This is a genomic window from Planococcus chinensis (assembly GCF_020071995.1).
In the GTDB taxonomy this organism is placed as follows: Bacteria; Bacillota; Bacilli; order Bacillales_A; family Planococcaceae; genus Planococcus; species Planococcus chinensis_A.
Map to the genome: position 1 here is coordinate 40417 of NZ_JABWTK010000012.1, position 16309 is coordinate 56725.

The window sequence follows — 16309 nt, forward strand, 5'->3', positions numbered from 1 at the left end:
ATACTGTTAGTCTACTGCCATCATATCCTGTAAAGACTTACAAATCAATCATTTTAGACTATCGGTATATTTTGCTTGATAATAATAGACAGGCAGTATAGAATGATGAAATGAAGAAAAAACGCAAGAAATATACGGAGGAATAAAAGAATGAAAGAACAGAAAAAACCGCCTTATGGCATAATCATCATACTCTTTACCGGAGCCTTTGTGGCAATCTTCAACCAGACCTTGTTGAACATTGCATTGCCGTCCATCATGATTGATTTTGGCATCGAGGCTTCTACAGCACAATGGCTTGTCACTGCTTATATGCTTGTCAATGGTATTTTAATTCCCGCCAGTGCTTATTTAATCCAACGCTATTCCAACCGCTCGATATTTATCGTGGCGATGTCGTTATTTGCACTTGGAACTTTGCTTGCGGCTATAGCACCTGTATTTAGTGTGCTTCTGGTCGGGCGTATGATTCAGGCGTCCGGTGCTGCTTTGATGATGCCGCTATTAATGAACGTAATGCTTGCTGCTTTCCCGATTGAAAAACGTGGAGCTGCCATGGGGGTTTTCGGGCTTGTCATGGTCGTAGCCCCGGCAATCGGGCCGACGCTTTCTGGATTTATTGTTGAACACTATTCGTGGCGCGTCCTGTTTTGGATTGTCTTGCCGGTTGCTTTGATCCCGCTTGCCTTAGGGATTTTTAAATTGAAAAATTTAACGTTCCAGGACCGGAACATCTCTTTGGACACCGGATCATTAATTCTTTCAACATTAGGATTTGGCGGAATTTTATATGGATTCAGTTCAGCCGGAACGATGGGGTGGACCGATCCGACAGTCATGGCAACCATTGCCATCGGGATTATCTCATTGGTGATATTCGTTTTCCGCCAGCTTAAACTGGACGAACCTTTGCTTCAAATCCGAATTTACAAATATCCGATGTTTGCTTTGTCTTCTGCCATCTCTGTTGTCGTTTCGATGTCAATGTTCTCAGCGATGATTTTGATGCCGATTTACATTCAGACCATCAAAGGGATTTCCCCAATCGACTCAGGTCTTTTAATGTTGCCAGGTGCACTTGTCATGGGAGCGATGTCGCCGATTACCGGCCGATTGTTTGACCGTTTCGGGGCAAGAGTGCTGGCAATTCCAGGGCTCATCATTGTCGTTTTAACAACGTACATGTTCAGCCAATTGAACTTGGATACAAGTTTTACCAGCATTATGCTGATTTACACATTGCGGATGTTCGGTATTTCCATGGTCATGATGCCAGTTATGACAAATGGCTTGAATACCTTGCCGATGAAATCCTATCCGCATGGTACCGCCATCAATAATACGCTGCAGCAAGTAGCAGGTGCTGTCGGTTCGGCATTTTTGATTTCCATCATGAATGCGCGTACGGAATCAGCAGCAAAAGACCTGGCTGCCAACGGAACCAATCCAGCTGACATCTTGAATTTGGCGATGCTTGACGGCATCAATTTCTCATTCTTTGTTTCCACATTCATTGCACTTGTCGCACTGGCTTTGGCGCTCTTCATCAAAAAGCCGGTCCGACCTGCCACAGAAGCAGAAAAAGAAATTGTCTACAAACAAAAAGAAGTTACAGAATAAGTTGAAGAAGGCGGGTCCAGGTTACTGGACTCGCCTTTCAGACTGTAGACAAAGTCTAGATGAAATGTATAGCAATGCATAATACCAACCGGTCCGGCCACTTCGCTTTCCGTGGGCTCAGCTTCAGTCTCCTCGTCGCTTCGAAAACCCGCTGCTCCTGTTTCTGTCCCTGCATCGCTACGCTAGCTTCGGGACATGAAAAACCGTTGCATCGCTGCGCTAGCTTCGTCGCAAAGGCTTGCCCTTGCAGGCTTCGGCCAATGCCTTGCCCGCGGAACGCGTCCGGCTGAAACAGAGGATCCGGGATGTCCTGTTGTCTGTTCATTCATTTCTCATACGTTAAGTTCTTTTGTCTACAAGCTTATGCGGGTCCAGTTACTGGATCCGCATTTTTTATATTCAATTCGAACAAGGCTTGCGGTACCTGCGCTTATCGCGATGAAGCATCAAATATGGTACACTATTAGCATCGAAAAAAAGGTGGAATACGACATGAAATTTATCGAACAACTAAATCCGATTTGGCAAGAAAAATGGGAAAAAGCAGGATTTGAAGCCTCTATGCCGATCCAGGAACAAATGATTCCGGAAATGCTGGCCGGCAATGACATCGTTGCTGAATCCCCGACTGGATCCGGTAAAACTTTGGCATATGTATTGCCGATTCTTGAACGCGTCAATCCTGCTAAAAAGTCCATTCAAGCAATGATCGTCGCACCGTCCCAAGAGCTGTCGATGCAAATTGTTAATGTGCTGCGCGAATGGACGGAAGGTACGGACGTGACAGTGGCCCAACTGATTGGCGGAGCGAACGTACAACGCCAGCTGGAAAAACTGAAGAAGAAGCCGACGATTGTGGTCGGGACACCTGGCCGCTTAAACGAACTGGTCAAAAGCAAAAAGCTGAAAATGCACGAAATCCGTATACTTGTATTGGATGAAGGGGACCAGTTGATGGCCCGGGAACATCGTGGCGTCATGAAAGATTTGATCGAAAAAACGCAGAATGAACGCCAGCTTGTTTTGGTGTCAGCAACGATTACCGAGGAAGTGGAATTAGTGGCCGAGCGCTTGATGCAGCATCCGACGCGCATTCAGGTAACGGCAGAAGACTTGCCGATGCTCGGGAAAGTGACGCATTCATTTATTAAAGTGGAAGAGCGGGACAAAACCGATTTGCTTCGGAGAATTTCACATATTGAGGGAATGAAGGCATTGGCTTTCGTCAATAACCTGGATCAGCTGTTGATGAAAGAGGAAAAACTGAAATTCCGCGACGCGAAGATTGTCGCGCTGCATTCTGAGATGAAAAAAGAAGAGCGTAAAAAAGCGCTGGATTCTTTCCGCAAAGGGGAAGTATCGGTGCTGATTGCGACGGAAGTGGCAGCACGCGGACTTGATATCGATGCGGTCACTCACGTCATCCATGTTGATGTGCCGCAGACTGTGGAACAGTATTTGCACCGCTCGGGCCGTACCGGCAGAGCAGGAGCGGACGGAGAAGTTTTAACGCTTCTGGCCTACCAAGATGAGCGCCATTATAAAAAATTTACCAAAGAGCTGCCTTCAAAGCCGGTCCAGAAAATTTTGCACGGCGGCCAGTTGATTGAAGGAAACAGCAAAACCATTGCTGAAAAGGGGAACAGACGATGACTTTCCAGGAAAAGTTGGAGCAATATGCAGATTTGACCGTATACGTCGGATTGAATGTCCAAAAAGGCCAAACCATCATGATCAATACCACGGTCGATACGATTGAATTTACCCGTTTGGTCGTTAGAAAAGCATACGAAGCAGGCGCGAAACGCGTTTATGTCAACTACACGGATCCTGTGCAGACACGTACGCATTTTGAAATGGCGCCGGACGAAGCTTTCCAGGAATATCCGCAGTGGTCTGTTGTCCAGCGCGATGAAATTATCGATACAGGCGGTTCTTTCTTATGGATTGATGCGGAAGACCCGGATTTATTGACCGGCATTCCGGCGAAAAGGTTATCCGATTCCCAAAAAGCTTCAGGGAAAGCTTTGGAACGTTACCGCCAGGCAGTAGGGTCAGATAAAGTCGCTTGGTCGATTGTAGCTATTCCGTCTGAAAAATGGGCACAGAAGGTATTTCCGGACTTGGAAAGCAACCAGCAGATGGATGCGTTATGGGAAGCGATTTTCAAAACCGTACGCATCGGTGAAGGAAATGCGGTGGAAAAGTGGCAGGAGCATATTGCCGCTCTGGAAAAGCGTGCCGGCTTACTGAACGACAGACGTTTTGACAAGCTGCACTATACAGCTCCGGGAACGGATTTGACGATTGCGTTGCCTGAAAAGCACATCTGGATGTCCGGCGCTGCGAAAACGCCGCAGGGCAACCCATTCATCGCCAATATGCCGACCGAGGAAGTTTATACGGTTCCATTGAAATACGGCGTAGAAGGTATAGTGCGCAATACGAAACCACTGGTTTATCAAGGGAATATTATTGACGAATTCACATTGACGTTTGAAAAAGGAAAAATTGTCAAAGCGCAGGCAGCAGTCGGACAAGAGCTGCTCGATGAAATGATCCAAACGGATGAAGGCGCTGCTTATTTGGGAGAAGTTGCGTTGGTGCCGCACCAGTCGCCGATTTCCGATTCGAATATTTTGTTTTTCAATACACTTTTTGATGAAAATGCATCCAACCATTTGGCAATCGGCGATTCCTATCCGACTTGCTGCGAAGGCGCACGTGATTTGGAACGGGCTCAACTGGAGTCGATTGGCCTGAATACTTCCATCGTCCACGAAGATTTCATGATTGGCAGCGCCGACATGAACATTGACGGCATCCGGAGCGATGGCACAAAAGAGCCGATTTTCCGTAAAGGAAACTGGGCATTCTAAGAGGTGAGCAATTTGAAGAAGTATTGGGTCGCGATATTGGCATTCGTCGTGTTGTTCGGCGGCACGATGTCGGTTCAGGCGGAAGTGAAAGCTCCGGCGGTTTACATCGCGGTAGGGGATTCGCTCGCTGTCGGCCAGACGCCGAATTCTCAAATTGATACAGGCTATTCGGATTTGATCGCACAGGAATTAGCAAGCCATCAGCCGGTAGCATTCTATTCAAAAAATCTGGCTTTTCCCGGATTTACGACTGAAGACGTATTAGAAAGAGTTCAGTCCCCGGAGGCAAAGGAAGTTTTAAGTGCTGCAAATATTATTACCTTGTCTGCCGGAGCAAATGATCTGCTGCGGCTGGTCCAGTCGGATCCGACAAAAGGGACATTGGTATTTCAGCAAATCCAGGCCGACTTTGCCTTGAATAAAGCACGCCTAAATATGGAAACAATCTTAGCAGAATTGAAAAAAACGGCACCGCAGGCAGACATTTATATAATGGGTTATTATTTCGCCTATCCCCACGTACGGGATTCACAAAAAGAAGGCACTGCGATGCAGCTTGATCGCCTGAACACGATTTTAGAACAAAGTGCTGAAAAAGCAGGGGCAACATTTGTAGCAGTCGATGAAGCATTTGGAGACAACGGCACGGATAAAGTGCCGAATCCGGCGGATGTGCACCCGAATGTAAAAGGGTATCAGGCAATGGCCAATGCTTTCCTGGATATGTATCAGCAAGGCTGGAACGTGGAAGACCAGGAATTGCCGGCAGCTGACCCAAAAACTTTTGAAGAAATCATCCAAGAGCAGGAGCAAAATGGAGATGAGGAAGCAGACGGCCAGAACGACGTTTCTTCAGCAACTCCCCACAGCCAGCTGGACGATCATTATTTGGCATTGCGTGAAGCCATACCCTATGTATAATAAAAACCGCTTCGGGCAGAACCCGGAGCGGTTTTTTATCTTTTACGTTTTGTTGGAGTTGTTTTGTACTTGCTCGTATCGCCAGCTTTTTTGCTTTGCATGACTTTGCGGATAATCGGATAAGCAACTGGTGCAATTTTAATAGCAGTTTTTACAATTCGACCTATTCCCATAGTTATCTCTCCTATCATAAGTGAGGTATAAACTAATTTCCCTCATCGTTTCTTTTCTAAACATGCACTTTATGAAAGCGCCAGCGAAACAAGGATTTTTCGGTATTCGTGGACGCTGGAAAGCAATACGTATTCAGCATTTCCGTGCCAATCATCCCCCGAAGGCCCAAATTCAATGGCTCCTTCACCGCCATTCACCGTTGCATAATAACGCGTATCAGCGGCGCCGTGTTGGCCGAACAGCACGGCCTCTTGGCCCGTTGTCTGTTGGATGGACTTCTTCAGCGTTTGGATGTACGGGTTTTCTTCTGAAGTAGTCAGGGCCGGTGTAGAGCCGCTTGCTTTGTATTCCATATCGAGATTCAAAGTTTCTGCGAGTTCCGTCATTTGCCGGACGATTTCGTCTTTGTCCTGTCCCGGCATGAACCGGATATCATAGGACATATGGCAAATTTCCGGAACGACATTATAGCGGTCGCCGGCATTGATGATCGGCAAGTTGACAGATGTTTGTTCATAATACTCGGTAGATTCTTTTTGGAACGGCAATTCGGCAATCGCCATATGATATTTCATCGCTGACTCAATTGCATTGATGCCTTCCCATGGCCGGCTGCCGTGAGCGGGTTTGCCTTTGAACGTCAAATCCATGCGCAATATGCCTTTTGACTGCAAGCCGACCTTTAAACCGGTCGGTTCGCCACAGATGACAAAATCGCCGTGATAGCCCTGTTCGACAAGCCATTTGGATGTATTGCGGCCGCCGATTTCTTCATCGGTGACAATATGTAATTGCACAACGCGCGGCAGTTTTTCAGCCTCCAGGTCGACAAAAGCCTGCATCATGGCAGCAACGCCCGCTTTCATATCTGCAGCCCCGCGGCCATATAGACGTCCGTTTTCTTCCATCGGCACGAATTGTTCGCTGTGTCCTGGAACGACGTCGACATGCCCGTTCCAAACGATGGTTTCTGTTCCTTGCCCTTTAATGGCCGTCAGCATCAAATACCCTTCGTTGTCATGGACCTTTACTTCCGTCCCTTGGCGTTTAAGCCAATCGGCGCAAAAAAGAAGCGCTTTGTTCGCCCCTTCTTTTGTATCACTTTCAATTTTAATCAAATCCTTGAGCAGTTCGATCATTGTAGATGGCAGCAAAAACTTGGCTGCCAACACCACCTTTCTGTTTTTCTATTACTAAAAGTCTACCCTAAACAGCCGGTTTGAAACGGAATTGCTTTCGGACAAGGAGTTGTGTACAATACAGGTGTAAACGAATAATTGTATACACCACAAGGGGAGCTATTTGCTGAGAGTGAACATATTGTTCTTACCCTTTGAACCTGTAAGTTAATGCTTGCGCAGGGATGTGGATAGAAACCGGTCCTTAACGCGGCGCCAGGCTCTGTCCTAGCGCCGCTTTTATATGGTTTTTTTCTGCGGCCCTTCTGGTGATGTGCACAACACAAGGAGGAAGTCATGAGAAATTTACGAGTTTTACTGATGGTGGAAATTGCTATATTCGGAGCCTTGGGATACGTCCTGGATTTTGTGGCATTTAGAATGCCGCAGGGCGGATCAGTCAGTCTGGTGATGATTCCGATTGTCTTAATGGCCTTTCGAAGAGGCGTGTTGGCAGGTGTATTGACCGGCCTGCTGGTGGGGCTGCTGCAAATCGTTACCGGCGTCATTTCGGTTACACCGCTGTCGTTTGGTTTTGTCGTGTTGCAGGTGTTATTGGATTATCTCGTGGCGTACGGCGTAGTTGGCTTTTCCGGGCTCATGCGCGGAAGATATCTGCAGGCTTCCCGCGAACATCGAACCGGGAATATGATTTTGGCAGTAGTAATCGGACTGTTTATCGGTTCTGCATTGCGCTATCTTACTCATGTCATTACCGGCATTCTGTTTTTCGGCATGTTTGCTGAAGGCAATGTATTGATTTATTCGGCCGTTTACAATGCCACTTATATGATTCCGGTGTTTTTGGTCGCCGCGGTTGTGTGTTCCGCACTTTTTGCAGCGGCGCCCAAATTGGTGGATACAAAAGCGTAACTTAAAGAGGATTATCTACCGGATAATCCTCTTTAAGTTTGTAGGCAAAAGAATTATAAGCATCATAAATGAATTAACATACAATAGGATATTCCGCATCCTCCGTTTCAGCCGGACGCGTTCCGCGGGCTTCCACCTCGGATCCTTAGCGTAGCGGCTACCCAGAGGTGCCGCTTTTCTTCTACAATCAGATGGTTGAGCGTCAATCGGATGATTGCTCACTTTCATATGAAAGTGACACGCCCAACCGGTCCGGCCACGGAGACTCCTGTGGGACAGCGAAAGCTGAAGGCCCCGCAGGAACGTTAGCGACGAGGAGACTGAAGCTGAGCCCACGGAAAGCGAAGTGGCCGGCCCGGTTGTTTTATGTATCACTTTTCATTATTTCTACACTTTGTTCTGCAGTCTGAAAGAGGAGTATCTACCGGATAATCCTCTTTTTCTTATGCTTAGATTCAAGCAAATGACGGTGCTTTACGGGCATCTGCGCTTTCCTTATGATATAATTTTGAGTAGACAAGTTGAAAGAAGGGTACTAAATGATTGCCACTACAGAAAAAGATATTGAAATGCTAAAAAAAGCCGGCCGCATGGTCGCTGAAATCCGTGACGCCATGAAAGCTGCTACGAAGCCCGGCGTTACGACAAAAGAACTTGATGAGATTGGCGGACGCATGTTCAAGGAAATGGGCGGCGTGTCCGGACCAAAATCAGAATACGATTTCCCAGGGTACACATGCATCAGCGTAAACGAAGAAGTAGCCCATGGCATGCCAGGGAAACGGATAATCAATGAAGGCGATATGGTCAACATTGATGTTTCCGGCTCGTACGAAGGATATTTTGCAGATACGGGCATTTCGTTTGTTGTCGGTGACGGCTATCCGGAAAAAGAAAAACTTTGTGAAGTTGCGGCTTCTTCATTTGAGCGCGCGATGACCAAAGTGAAGGCCGGCGCAAAGTTAAACCAAATCGGCAAAGCGGTTGAGCGTGAAGCGAAACAGCAAGGATTGTTCGTTATCAAAAACTTGACGGGCCACGGCATTGGGAAATCACTCCACGAAGCACCTCAACATATTTTGAATTATTACGATGCTTGGGAAACGACGATTTTGAAAGAAGGAATGGTTCTGGCAGTTGAGCCGTTTATTTCCCAGAAATCCGAACATATCGTGGAATCAGGAGACGGCTGGACATTCATCACACCGGACCAGTCACTGGTTGCGCAAATTGAACACACGGTACTTGTCACAAAAGGCGAACCGGTATTATTGACGAAAATAGATTAAGGTGCACAAAAAAGACCCTTCTCAGGGTCTTTTTTTGATGAGCAATATTCCGGTTAATATAACGCCTGATAAAAACAGGGACGCTGTCGTCACAAGCAATTCATCCATTTGATGCTTAACGGCAATTCCGATAAATGCCCAAATAAAGACGAGTGCATAAGGGATGTCGGAATGATGGAAGCGAATGTGAAGTGCAAGTGCTGTTGCGACCGTCAGCATGATGACGGTCCAAAGCTGATCGCTCAGCCCCCAGCCGCTCCAGTTATAGTAAGTAAGGACAAAACTGATATTGACAATGGTGGCGACGCTGATCCATCCCATATTGACAGCTACAGGGAAACGCTCAAGAAGACCGCGTTCTTCATTGCCATATTGAAGATAAAGCCCGATCAAAGCCAGCAAATATCCGATCATTGCTAAGATTGACCAGCCGAAAAATTCATAATGCCAAAGAAGCAGCCAACTAATATTAAAGAGTGCACTTAATACAAAAAATGAAGTTATCTTTATTGAAGGGACTTGTCCTTTTTTCAGACGAACCCAAAAACCGATAATCCATATAGCCAGCAAAATGTAAATGACTGACCAGATTGAGAATGCATAACCAGCGGGCGTAAACAGGACAGGGAGCCGATTGGAAATTTCTCCAGTTGTCTGTCCGTTAATTGGCAGGATATTAGCCATAGCGTTTACAACAATGATGGCTATAAAAGCAATAGTCATCAACAGTATCCTAAACATAAAGAGATCCCTCCTCTTTTTTAAGTATAACTGTCCTTGTATGGTTCAACAAACTGCAATTCCAAAAAAAATTGAAATAAAAGGGAGTTTGTGAAGAAGCCGACACTTTTCAGAAAAATATTGGAGAAGAAGGACCGGCTCAATTGTTCCGCCTTCCGAATAATAATGCTATACTAATAAGTGTTTTTAGAAAATTTAGTTTACCAGGGGGTAACACAATGACGGTTAAATTTCCGGAAGTATGGGATTTGGAAGTTCTTTTTCCAGGGGGAAGCAATTCAAAAGAATTGCGTTTACATATTGAAAAAACAAGTTCTGATTTAGCAGAACTTGAGGTGCTGGCTGAAAACTTCAAAGTACCGGCATCTGAAAAAGACGAAGCCTCTATTGTAGAGATGCTGGAGAAAGTCAAAGTGATCATGCAGCAATTGAACCAGGCAGGCTCATTCATTGGATGCCTTCAAGCTCAAAATACGGAAGATAAAAAAGCGACGATTCTGCAAAGCGAAGACGCTGTTCTAAACGCCCGTTTCCAGACGGCTCTGCAGGCAATCCAGCAGCAGCTAGCCAAGACGGAAGAAAATGTATGGCTGGCGCTTTTAGAATCGGAGCCATTGAAGGAGTTCGGCTTTGTGCTGAACGAATGGCGTGAAGAAGCAAATATGCTGCTTTCCGAAAAAGAAGAAAACATCATTACTTCACTCAGCACAGATGGCTATCATGGATGGAGCCAATTGTATGACATGCTGGTGGGGGATATCAAAATCAACATGAATATCGGCGGCGAAGAAAAAGTTCTTTCTGTCGGCCAGGCCAACAATTTAAGCTCAGATCCGGATGCGGCTATCCGCCAGCAGTCATATGAAAAAATGGAAGCGGCATGGACAGACAAAGAAGAGTTTTTTGCCAAGACTTTAAATTCAATTGCGGGCTTCCGATTGGAAGTCTATAAAAAACGCGGCTGGGACAGCGTTCTTCAAGAACCGCTTCATATTAACCGCATGAAACAGGAAACCTTGGATGCGATGTGGGGAGCCATCAGCAAAAACAAACAGCCTTTTGTCGATTACTTGAATAAAAAAGGCGAGATGCTCGGGAAAGACGGCTTGGACTGGTTTGACGTCGATGCACCGGTAACGGAAAGTACGCAGCAGTATGCGTACCAGGAAGGGGCGGAATTTATCCTTGAGCATTTTGGAAAGTTTGGTCCGGAACTTCAAAAGTTCGCAGTCCAAGCATTTGAAAAAGGTTGGATTGAAGCGGAAGACCGGCCGAACAAGCGCCCAGGAGGGTTCTGCACCAGTTTGCCAATGACAGAAGAGTCCCGGATTTTCATGACCTACAGCGGCTCGATGTCTAACGTTGCCACCTTGGCGCATGAACTGGGACATGCTTTTCATAGCCATGCCATGCAGCCGGTCCATCCATTAAACCGCTCGTATGCGATGAATGTTGCAGAAACAGCTTCAACTTTTGCTGAAATGATCGTTGCCGATGCAGCTGTTAAAAATGCGCAGTCAAAAGAAGAGAAGTTGGCGCTTCTTGAAGATAAATTGCAGCGCAGCGTCGCTTTCTTTATGAACATCCATTCCCGCTTCCTTTTTGAAACGCGTTTTTATGAAGAACGCAAAAACGGAGTGGTGTCGGCTGAACGCTTGAACGAATTGATGGAAGAAGCGCAGCATGAAGGCTTTGCAGGTGGCTTGAAGTCTACTCATCCGCATTTCTGGGCATCCAAATTGCATTTTTATATTACGGATGTTCCGTTTTATAATTTCCCTTATACGTTCGGTTATTTATTCTCGTTGAGCATTTATGCGAAGGCTTTGGAAGAAGGCAGCCAATTTGAAGAAAAATATATGGCCCTTCTGCGCGATACGGCCATTATGACAGCTGAAGACCTGGCGATGAAGCATTTGGGGGAAGATATCACACAACAAGCGTTCTGGGAAAAAGGCATTGCGCTATGTGTGAAAGATGCTGAAGATTTTAACGCGCTAGTTTCCTCAGTGGGATGATGCCATGAATTTACTATTCGAAGGGCGTACATGTTATATCCGGAATTTAACAGTGGACGATGCGGAAGAAATGGTTCAATTGCTGTCGCGCAATCGGGATTATTGGGCGATTTATGAGCCTCGCCATCAAGACAGTTATTTTACAGCTATGGTTCAGCGTGAAAAGATAAGGGAATCGATTTATCAGGCGAGAGAAAACCGCGAGTACAGCTTTGGGATTTTCGAGCACGAATCCAATAATATGATCGGCCATATCTCGATCTACGGCATTAAACGCCTTCCTTTTCTAAGTGCGCTGGTTGGGTATTCCATTGATGAAGCCAGCATCGGAAAAGGGATTGCCACAGAAGCGGTGGGGCTTGTGACAGCCTTTGGCTTTGAGCAGCTCCGGCTGCACCGGATTGAGGCGTATGTATCCCCGAGAAACACGGGTTCGATCCGTGTGCTTGAGAAGTCGAAATATCAAAAAGAGGGTCTATTGCGCGAGTTCCTGTATATTAACGGAATATGGGAAGATCATTTTCAATATGCCATCCTGGAAAGTGAATTTTGAAAGGGCAAGGCCGCCTATAAGAAATGGTGGAACTCACTTGCCAGATGGTTTTCAGAATAAAGGCTGAGGAGGATGCGAGATGGATAGAAACCGATTGTTTTCCTATCACCAATGGGCCACTTTGGAATGCCTTCGGCACGTCCAAATGCTAGGCGAAGACCTTTACCGAAGAGAAGGGCAAAATTCTTTCGCTTCCATCGAAAAAACGATGGAACATGTCATTGGCGTCGAAAAACTATGGCTGATGCGAATGGCTGCAACTGAGGATCCGACATTCGAATATTTTGATGTCGAAACAACAGAAAAAGCCATCGAAGCGTTTATGTTGCTGCATGCAGAAATGGAATTATACATGTCTGCGCTGACGGAAGAGCAATGGCAGGAGAAGTTGAAGTTTAAAAATATGCGCGGAGATGAATTCGAGAACTCGCGCGAAGAAATGCTTTTCACGGTCATCAATCATGGCACTTACCACAGAGGGCAAGTTACCTCGTTCCTGCGCCAATTTGGCAAAGAGGGAATTGCACTTGATTATCTATATTTTAAAAAATAGTGGGGAAGAACCGGAGCGAGGCATAGATCGCTGCAAGCAGGATCATGGTGAATCGAACTGAATTACGCAATAAAAAAACCGCTGAGAATCTCTCAGCGGTTTTCGTTTCCGTTAATAACAATATCAAGTTTACCTGTAGTAGGGTCGATGACCAGCCCGTGAACCGGTACAGTGCGGTCCATTAATGGATGGTTTTTCACCATATTTACACTGTGGCGTACGCTTTCGTTGACATCATCAAAGCCGCGCAGCCAGTCCTCGATGTTTACGCCGGAATATTTCAATTGCTCGATGGTTTTTTCGTCAATTCCACGCGCCTTCATTTTTTCCAGAACGGAAGTCGGATCAATGGCAGACATGCCGCAGTCATGATGGCCGATTATGTAAATTTCTTCTGCTTTTAATTCATAGACGGCAACAAATAAGCTGCGCATGATTCCGCCGAATGGGTGATTAATGACAGCACCGGCGCTTTTTACGATTTTAACATCGCCATTTTTCAGGTTCATGGCTTTTGGCAGCATTTCAAATAGCCGGGTATCCATACAAGTAAGGATGACGATTTTCTTGTCGGGGAATTTAGTGGTTATGTATTGCTCATACTCTTTGTTCTCTACAAATTGTTCGTTGTACTCCAAAATATCTTCCAACATTGACATATTCGGTTCCTCCTTTAGAAAGCCTATTTTTATTTTAATCCTTTTTGCAGAAAAAAACAGCCCGCAAGCACAATGCTTCCGGACCAATAGTTTTATCGTGCGATTTTGTCCAACTTGTTAAGCATGACCAGCGACTTTCCAGTGCCGATTGCGACAGACTCAAGAGGCTGCGGGGCAATATGAACCGGTACGGAAATTTCTTCGGACAGCCATTGCTGCAACCCTTTCAGCAAAGCGCCGCCTCCGGAAATGATCACCCCTTGGTCTACAATATCGCCGGACAGTTCAGCCGGACAGTTTTCCAGCGTTGCACGGATGCATTCGAGAATGGCAAGAAGCGATTCTTTTAAAGCTTCCTGGATTTCCGTTGAAGTCAAGTTGACGACTTTCGGCAATCCCGTCATGATATCGCGGCCGCGGACTTCCATGGTTTCCTCTTCGTGCGGAACCAAGGCATAGCCGATTTGTTTTTTGATGTTTTCAGCGGTAGGTTCCCCAATCAATACATTGTATTTTTTGCGGACATATTGGATGATGTCTTCATCCATGCGGTCTCCCGCAACTCTTACCGTATTGGCGGATACAACGCCTCCAAAGGATATGATGCCGACTTCAGTCGTGCCGCCGCCAATGTCTACGATGACGCTGGCAATCGGTTCGCTGACTGGAAGATCTGCACCAATTGCAGCTGCCACCGGCTCTTCGATCAAGTGTACGCTTTTTGCGCCGCTGTGTTTCACTGCGTCCACGATGGCACGCCGTTCAACAGAAGTGGCACCGCAAGGCGTGCAAATCATGACATTTGGTTTGCGGAAAGAACCGCCAATTTGTTTGGCTGCTTTTTGCATGACCAGTTTCAACAATTCAATGGTCACATCAAAGTCTGCAATCACGCCTTCTTTCAAAGGACGGACCACTCGAATTGAGTCAGGGGTTTTGCCAATCATAGCTTTGGCATCTTCGCCGAACGCAATCACTTTATTTGATTTTGTATCCAATGCGACCACTGAAGGTTCGTTTAAAATAATGCCTTTTGATTTTGTATAAACTAAAATATTTGCAGTTCCTAAATCAATTCCAATATCCGTTGAAGAAAACATGCCTAAACTCCTCCTAATTATAAACAACTACCATTTTATATTTTACCATGAAAAATTAATGTAAAAAGAAGGGAAGCAGAAAATGATTCATTTGAAAGACGTAATGTATTAAAAAGCTTGGAATTGAGGGTATATAGTCGTGAGTTGTTCCCCTTAAAAGAAAACAGATTCTCTTCGGCAGAAGCAAGCGCCGAATTCAGCCATGAAAAAACCGCTCTCAATAAGAGAACGGTTTTTTTTCAATATCTTTTTTTCGGCATTGGATCCACATGCTCCGCGTCGTGTGCGTGAAGCTCTTTACCCAGGAAATGCAATAGTGTAAAGAAGAACAAGAAAATAACTACCATGAAACCAAGAACTATAGTTACGCCTTCTAACATAATGATAACTCCTCTCGTATCTGTAATTATCACTTTAAGTATACATGATAGCCGACGATAAATTAAGTGTCAAAATAATGATACTTAAAAAGCCCAGTTGCCGGCTCTGAAAATCGGCTCGCGTGTGCCGTCTTCCAGGATTCCGTCAATATCCATTTCGCCTGAACCGACCATGAAATCGACGTGCGTAATGCTTTGGTTTAGGCCATTTTCAGCCAACTCTTCTTTCGACATTGTTTTGCCGCCTTCGATGCAGAATGCATAGGCACTGCCAATCGCGAAATGGTTCGAAGCATTTTCGTCGAAAAGCGTATTGTAGAATAAAATATTCGAAGCCGAAATTGGCGATTCATGCGGCACAAGCGCCACTTCCCCTAGGTAGTGGGACCCTTCATCGGTAGCTACAAGCTCTTTTAATACTTCTTCGCCCTCAGCTGCAGTAACATCAACAATTTTGCCGTTTTCAAACGTGATTTTAAAATCGTCGATGATATTGCCGCCATAACTCAACGGTTTCGTACTGGATACATAGCCATTGACGCCTGTTTTGTCCGGAACAGTGAATACTTCTTCCGTCGGCATGTTTGCCATGAATGTATGGCCTTTCTCGTTTACAGATCCTGCACCGCACCACAAGTGGCCTTTTGGCAATGCGACTTCCAAGTCTGTTTTAGGAGAAGTGTAATGCAGCTTAGCGTATTTTTTGTTGTTCAAGTAATCCACTTTCGTATGCAAAGTTTTGTCATGATCCAGCCATTCCTGTACCGGATTGTCCAAATCGGCGCGTACCGCTTTAAAGATGGCGTCCCATAACGCATCCATTTGCTGATCTTCCGGAAGTTCCGGGAAGACTTTGGCTGCCCATTCCTTGGAAGGGGAGGCAAGAACGGTCCAGCTGATTTTGTCTGATTGCACATATTGGCGGTATTTGCTGAGTGCCGTACCGGTTGCTTTTTGTGAAGCGGCAATCCGTTTTGAATCGATGCCTTTTAAAAGATCCGGGCTTTGGGACATGATGCTGATAAACGCAGCTCCTTGGTCGGCCAACATTTCACGCTCCTGCACTTTCCAGGCAGGGAAATCCGCAAATGAATCTTCTGGAGCCAGTTCAAAGCGGGTGCGCGTAATTTCATCGTCGCTCCAGTCCACATAGACTTGTTTGGCACCGGCTTCATAAGCTTTTTTTGTAATCAGACGTACAAAAGGCGCAGCATTTAATGTCGCATTGATATAAAGCGGCTGTCCAGGTTGAATATTAACACCCACGTTTACAGCAAGTTCTGCATAACGGGCTAGTTTTTCATCAAAAGTTGTCAAATAAATCTCTCCTCTCATCCTTTCTATTTTAGCAATTTTCAGTCAGTCGTGGCA

General features: G+C 45.8%; 16 protein-coding genes and 1 riboswitch. Of the genes, 9 read left to right on the top strand and 7 right to left on the bottom strand.

All coding sequences use genetic code 11. From position 1 onward, the window contains the following. The first annotated feature begins 150 nt into the window (after positions 1-150). Positions 151-1620: a DHA2 family efflux MFS transporter permease subunit gene (locus HU147_RS16370; RefSeq protein ID WP_224077224.1), complete on the top strand. Its 1470-nt coding sequence runs from the start codon at positions 151-153 to the stop codon at positions 1618-1620. 55 nt (positions 1621-1675) lie between these two features. Here HU147_RS16370 and HU147_RS16375 read toward each other — a convergent pair whose 3' ends face one another. After that, positions 1676-1945 carry a hypothetical protein gene (locus tag HU147_RS16375; protein WP_224077225.1) on the bottom strand — a complete coding sequence of 90 codons (270 nt, stop codon included), beginning with the start codon at positions 1943-1945 and terminating at the stop codon, positions 1676-1678. 167 nt (positions 1946-2112) lie between these two features. Here HU147_RS16375 and HU147_RS16380 point away from each other — a divergent pair, with 167 nt between their 5' ends. Genes HU147_RS16380 through HU147_RS16390 form a run of 3 tightly spaced genes read left to right on the top strand, consistent with a single transcriptional unit; the run spans position 2113 to position 5420 of the window. Beyond that, positions 2113-3273 (top strand): DEAD/DEAH box helicase, encoded by a 1161-nt coding sequence (locus HU147_RS16380; protein WP_224077226.1) that lies wholly within the window; start codon positions 2113-2115, stop codon positions 3271-3273. Further along, on the top strand, positions 3270-4499 hold the full coding sequence (locus HU147_RS16385; RefSeq protein ID WP_224077227.1) for an aminopeptidase: 1230 nt from the start codon (positions 3270-3272) through the stop codon (positions 4497-4499). The genes HU147_RS16380 and HU147_RS16385 overlap by 4 nt, the downstream gene beginning before the upstream one ends. Before the next feature lie 3 nt (positions 4500-4502). Further along, positions 4503-5420, top strand: coding sequence for an SGNH/GDSL hydrolase family protein (locus HU147_RS16390; protein WP_317985522.1), 918 nt, complete (start codon positions 4503-4505; stop codon positions 5418-5420). Between the two features lie 35 nt (positions 5421-5455). Here the strand turns inward: HU147_RS16390 and HU147_RS16395 are convergent, their stop codons facing one another. Further along, positions 5456-5593 carry a hypothetical protein gene (locus HU147_RS16395; protein WP_175557148.1) on the bottom strand — a complete coding sequence of 46 codons (138 nt, stop codon included), beginning with the start codon at positions 5591-5593 and terminating at the stop codon, positions 5456-5458. Between the two features lie 69 nt (positions 5594-5662). After that, entirely contained in the window at positions 5663-6763 is a 1101-nt protein-coding gene (locus HU147_RS16400) for a M20 family metallopeptidase (protein ID WP_317985523.1), read from the bottom strand. A gap of 112 nt (positions 6764-6875) precedes the next feature. Beyond that, positions 6876-6975, top strand: a riboswitch (TPP riboswitch). Positions 6976-7069: 94 nt separating this feature from the next. Here HU147_RS16400 and thiT point away from each other — a divergent pair. After that, positions 7070-7645 carry an energy-coupled thiamine transporter ThiT gene (gene thiT, locus HU147_RS16405; RefSeq protein WP_224077229.1) on the top strand — a complete coding sequence of 192 codons (576 nt, stop codon included), beginning with the start codon at positions 7070-7072 and terminating at the stop codon, positions 7643-7645. 539 nt (positions 7646-8184) lie between these two features. Further along, positions 8185-8934 carry a type I methionyl aminopeptidase gene (map, locus tag HU147_RS16410; RefSeq protein WP_074511556.1) on the top strand — a complete coding sequence of 250 codons (750 nt, stop codon included), beginning with the start codon at positions 8185-8187 and terminating at the stop codon, positions 8932-8934. A 21-nt stretch (positions 8935-8955) separates the two neighbouring features. Here the strand turns inward: map and HU147_RS16415 are convergent, their stop codons facing one another. Then, the gene (locus HU147_RS16415; protein ID WP_224077230.1) at positions 8956-9675 is read right to left on the bottom strand and encodes a tryptophan-rich sensory protein; all 720 of its coding nucleotides are present in this window, start codon (positions 9673-9675) and stop codon (positions 8956-8958) included. Between the two features lie 218 nt (positions 9676-9893). Here HU147_RS16415 and HU147_RS16420 point away from each other — a divergent pair, with 218 nt between their 5' ends. The 3 genes from HU147_RS16420 (at position 9894) to HU147_RS16430 (ending at position 12799) form a co-directional block, all read left to right on the top strand. Further along, a complete protein-coding gene (locus HU147_RS16420) occupies positions 9894-11693 on the top strand; it encodes a M3 family oligoendopeptidase (protein WP_224077231.1) in 1800 nt (599 codons plus the stop codon). A 4-nt stretch (positions 11694-11697) separates the two neighbouring features. Next, positions 11698-12246 carry a GNAT family N-acetyltransferase gene (locus tag HU147_RS16425; protein WP_224077232.1) on the top strand — a complete coding sequence of 183 codons (549 nt, stop codon included), beginning with the start codon at positions 11698-11700 and terminating at the stop codon, positions 12244-12246. 79 nt (positions 12247-12325) lie between these two features. Then, entirely contained in the window at positions 12326-12799 is a 474-nt protein-coding gene (locus HU147_RS16430) for a DinB family protein (protein WP_224077233.1), read from the top strand. A 92-nt stretch (positions 12800-12891) separates the two neighbouring features. Here HU147_RS16430 and HU147_RS16435 read toward each other — a convergent pair whose 3' ends face one another. The 3 genes from HU147_RS16435 to HU147_RS16445 all read right to left on the bottom strand — a co-directional run bounded on the left by HU147_RS16435 (position 12892) and on the right by HU147_RS16445 (position 16255). After that, positions 12892-13458 carry a beta-class carbonic anhydrase gene (locus HU147_RS16435; RefSeq protein ID WP_053166936.1) on the bottom strand — a complete coding sequence of 189 codons (567 nt, stop codon included), beginning with the start codon at positions 13456-13458 and terminating at the stop codon, positions 12892-12894. A gap of 92 nt (positions 13459-13550) precedes the next feature. Continuing rightward, entirely contained in the window at positions 13551-14558 is a 1008-nt protein-coding gene (gene mreBH / locus HU147_RS16440; RefSeq protein WP_224077234.1) for a rod-share determining protein MreBH, read from the bottom strand. 464 nt (positions 14559-15022) lie between these two features. Next, entirely contained in the window at positions 15023-16255 is a 1233-nt protein-coding gene (locus tag HU147_RS16445) for an aminopeptidase (RefSeq protein WP_224077235.1), read from the bottom strand. Between the last annotated feature and the right edge of the window lie 54 nt (positions 16256-16309).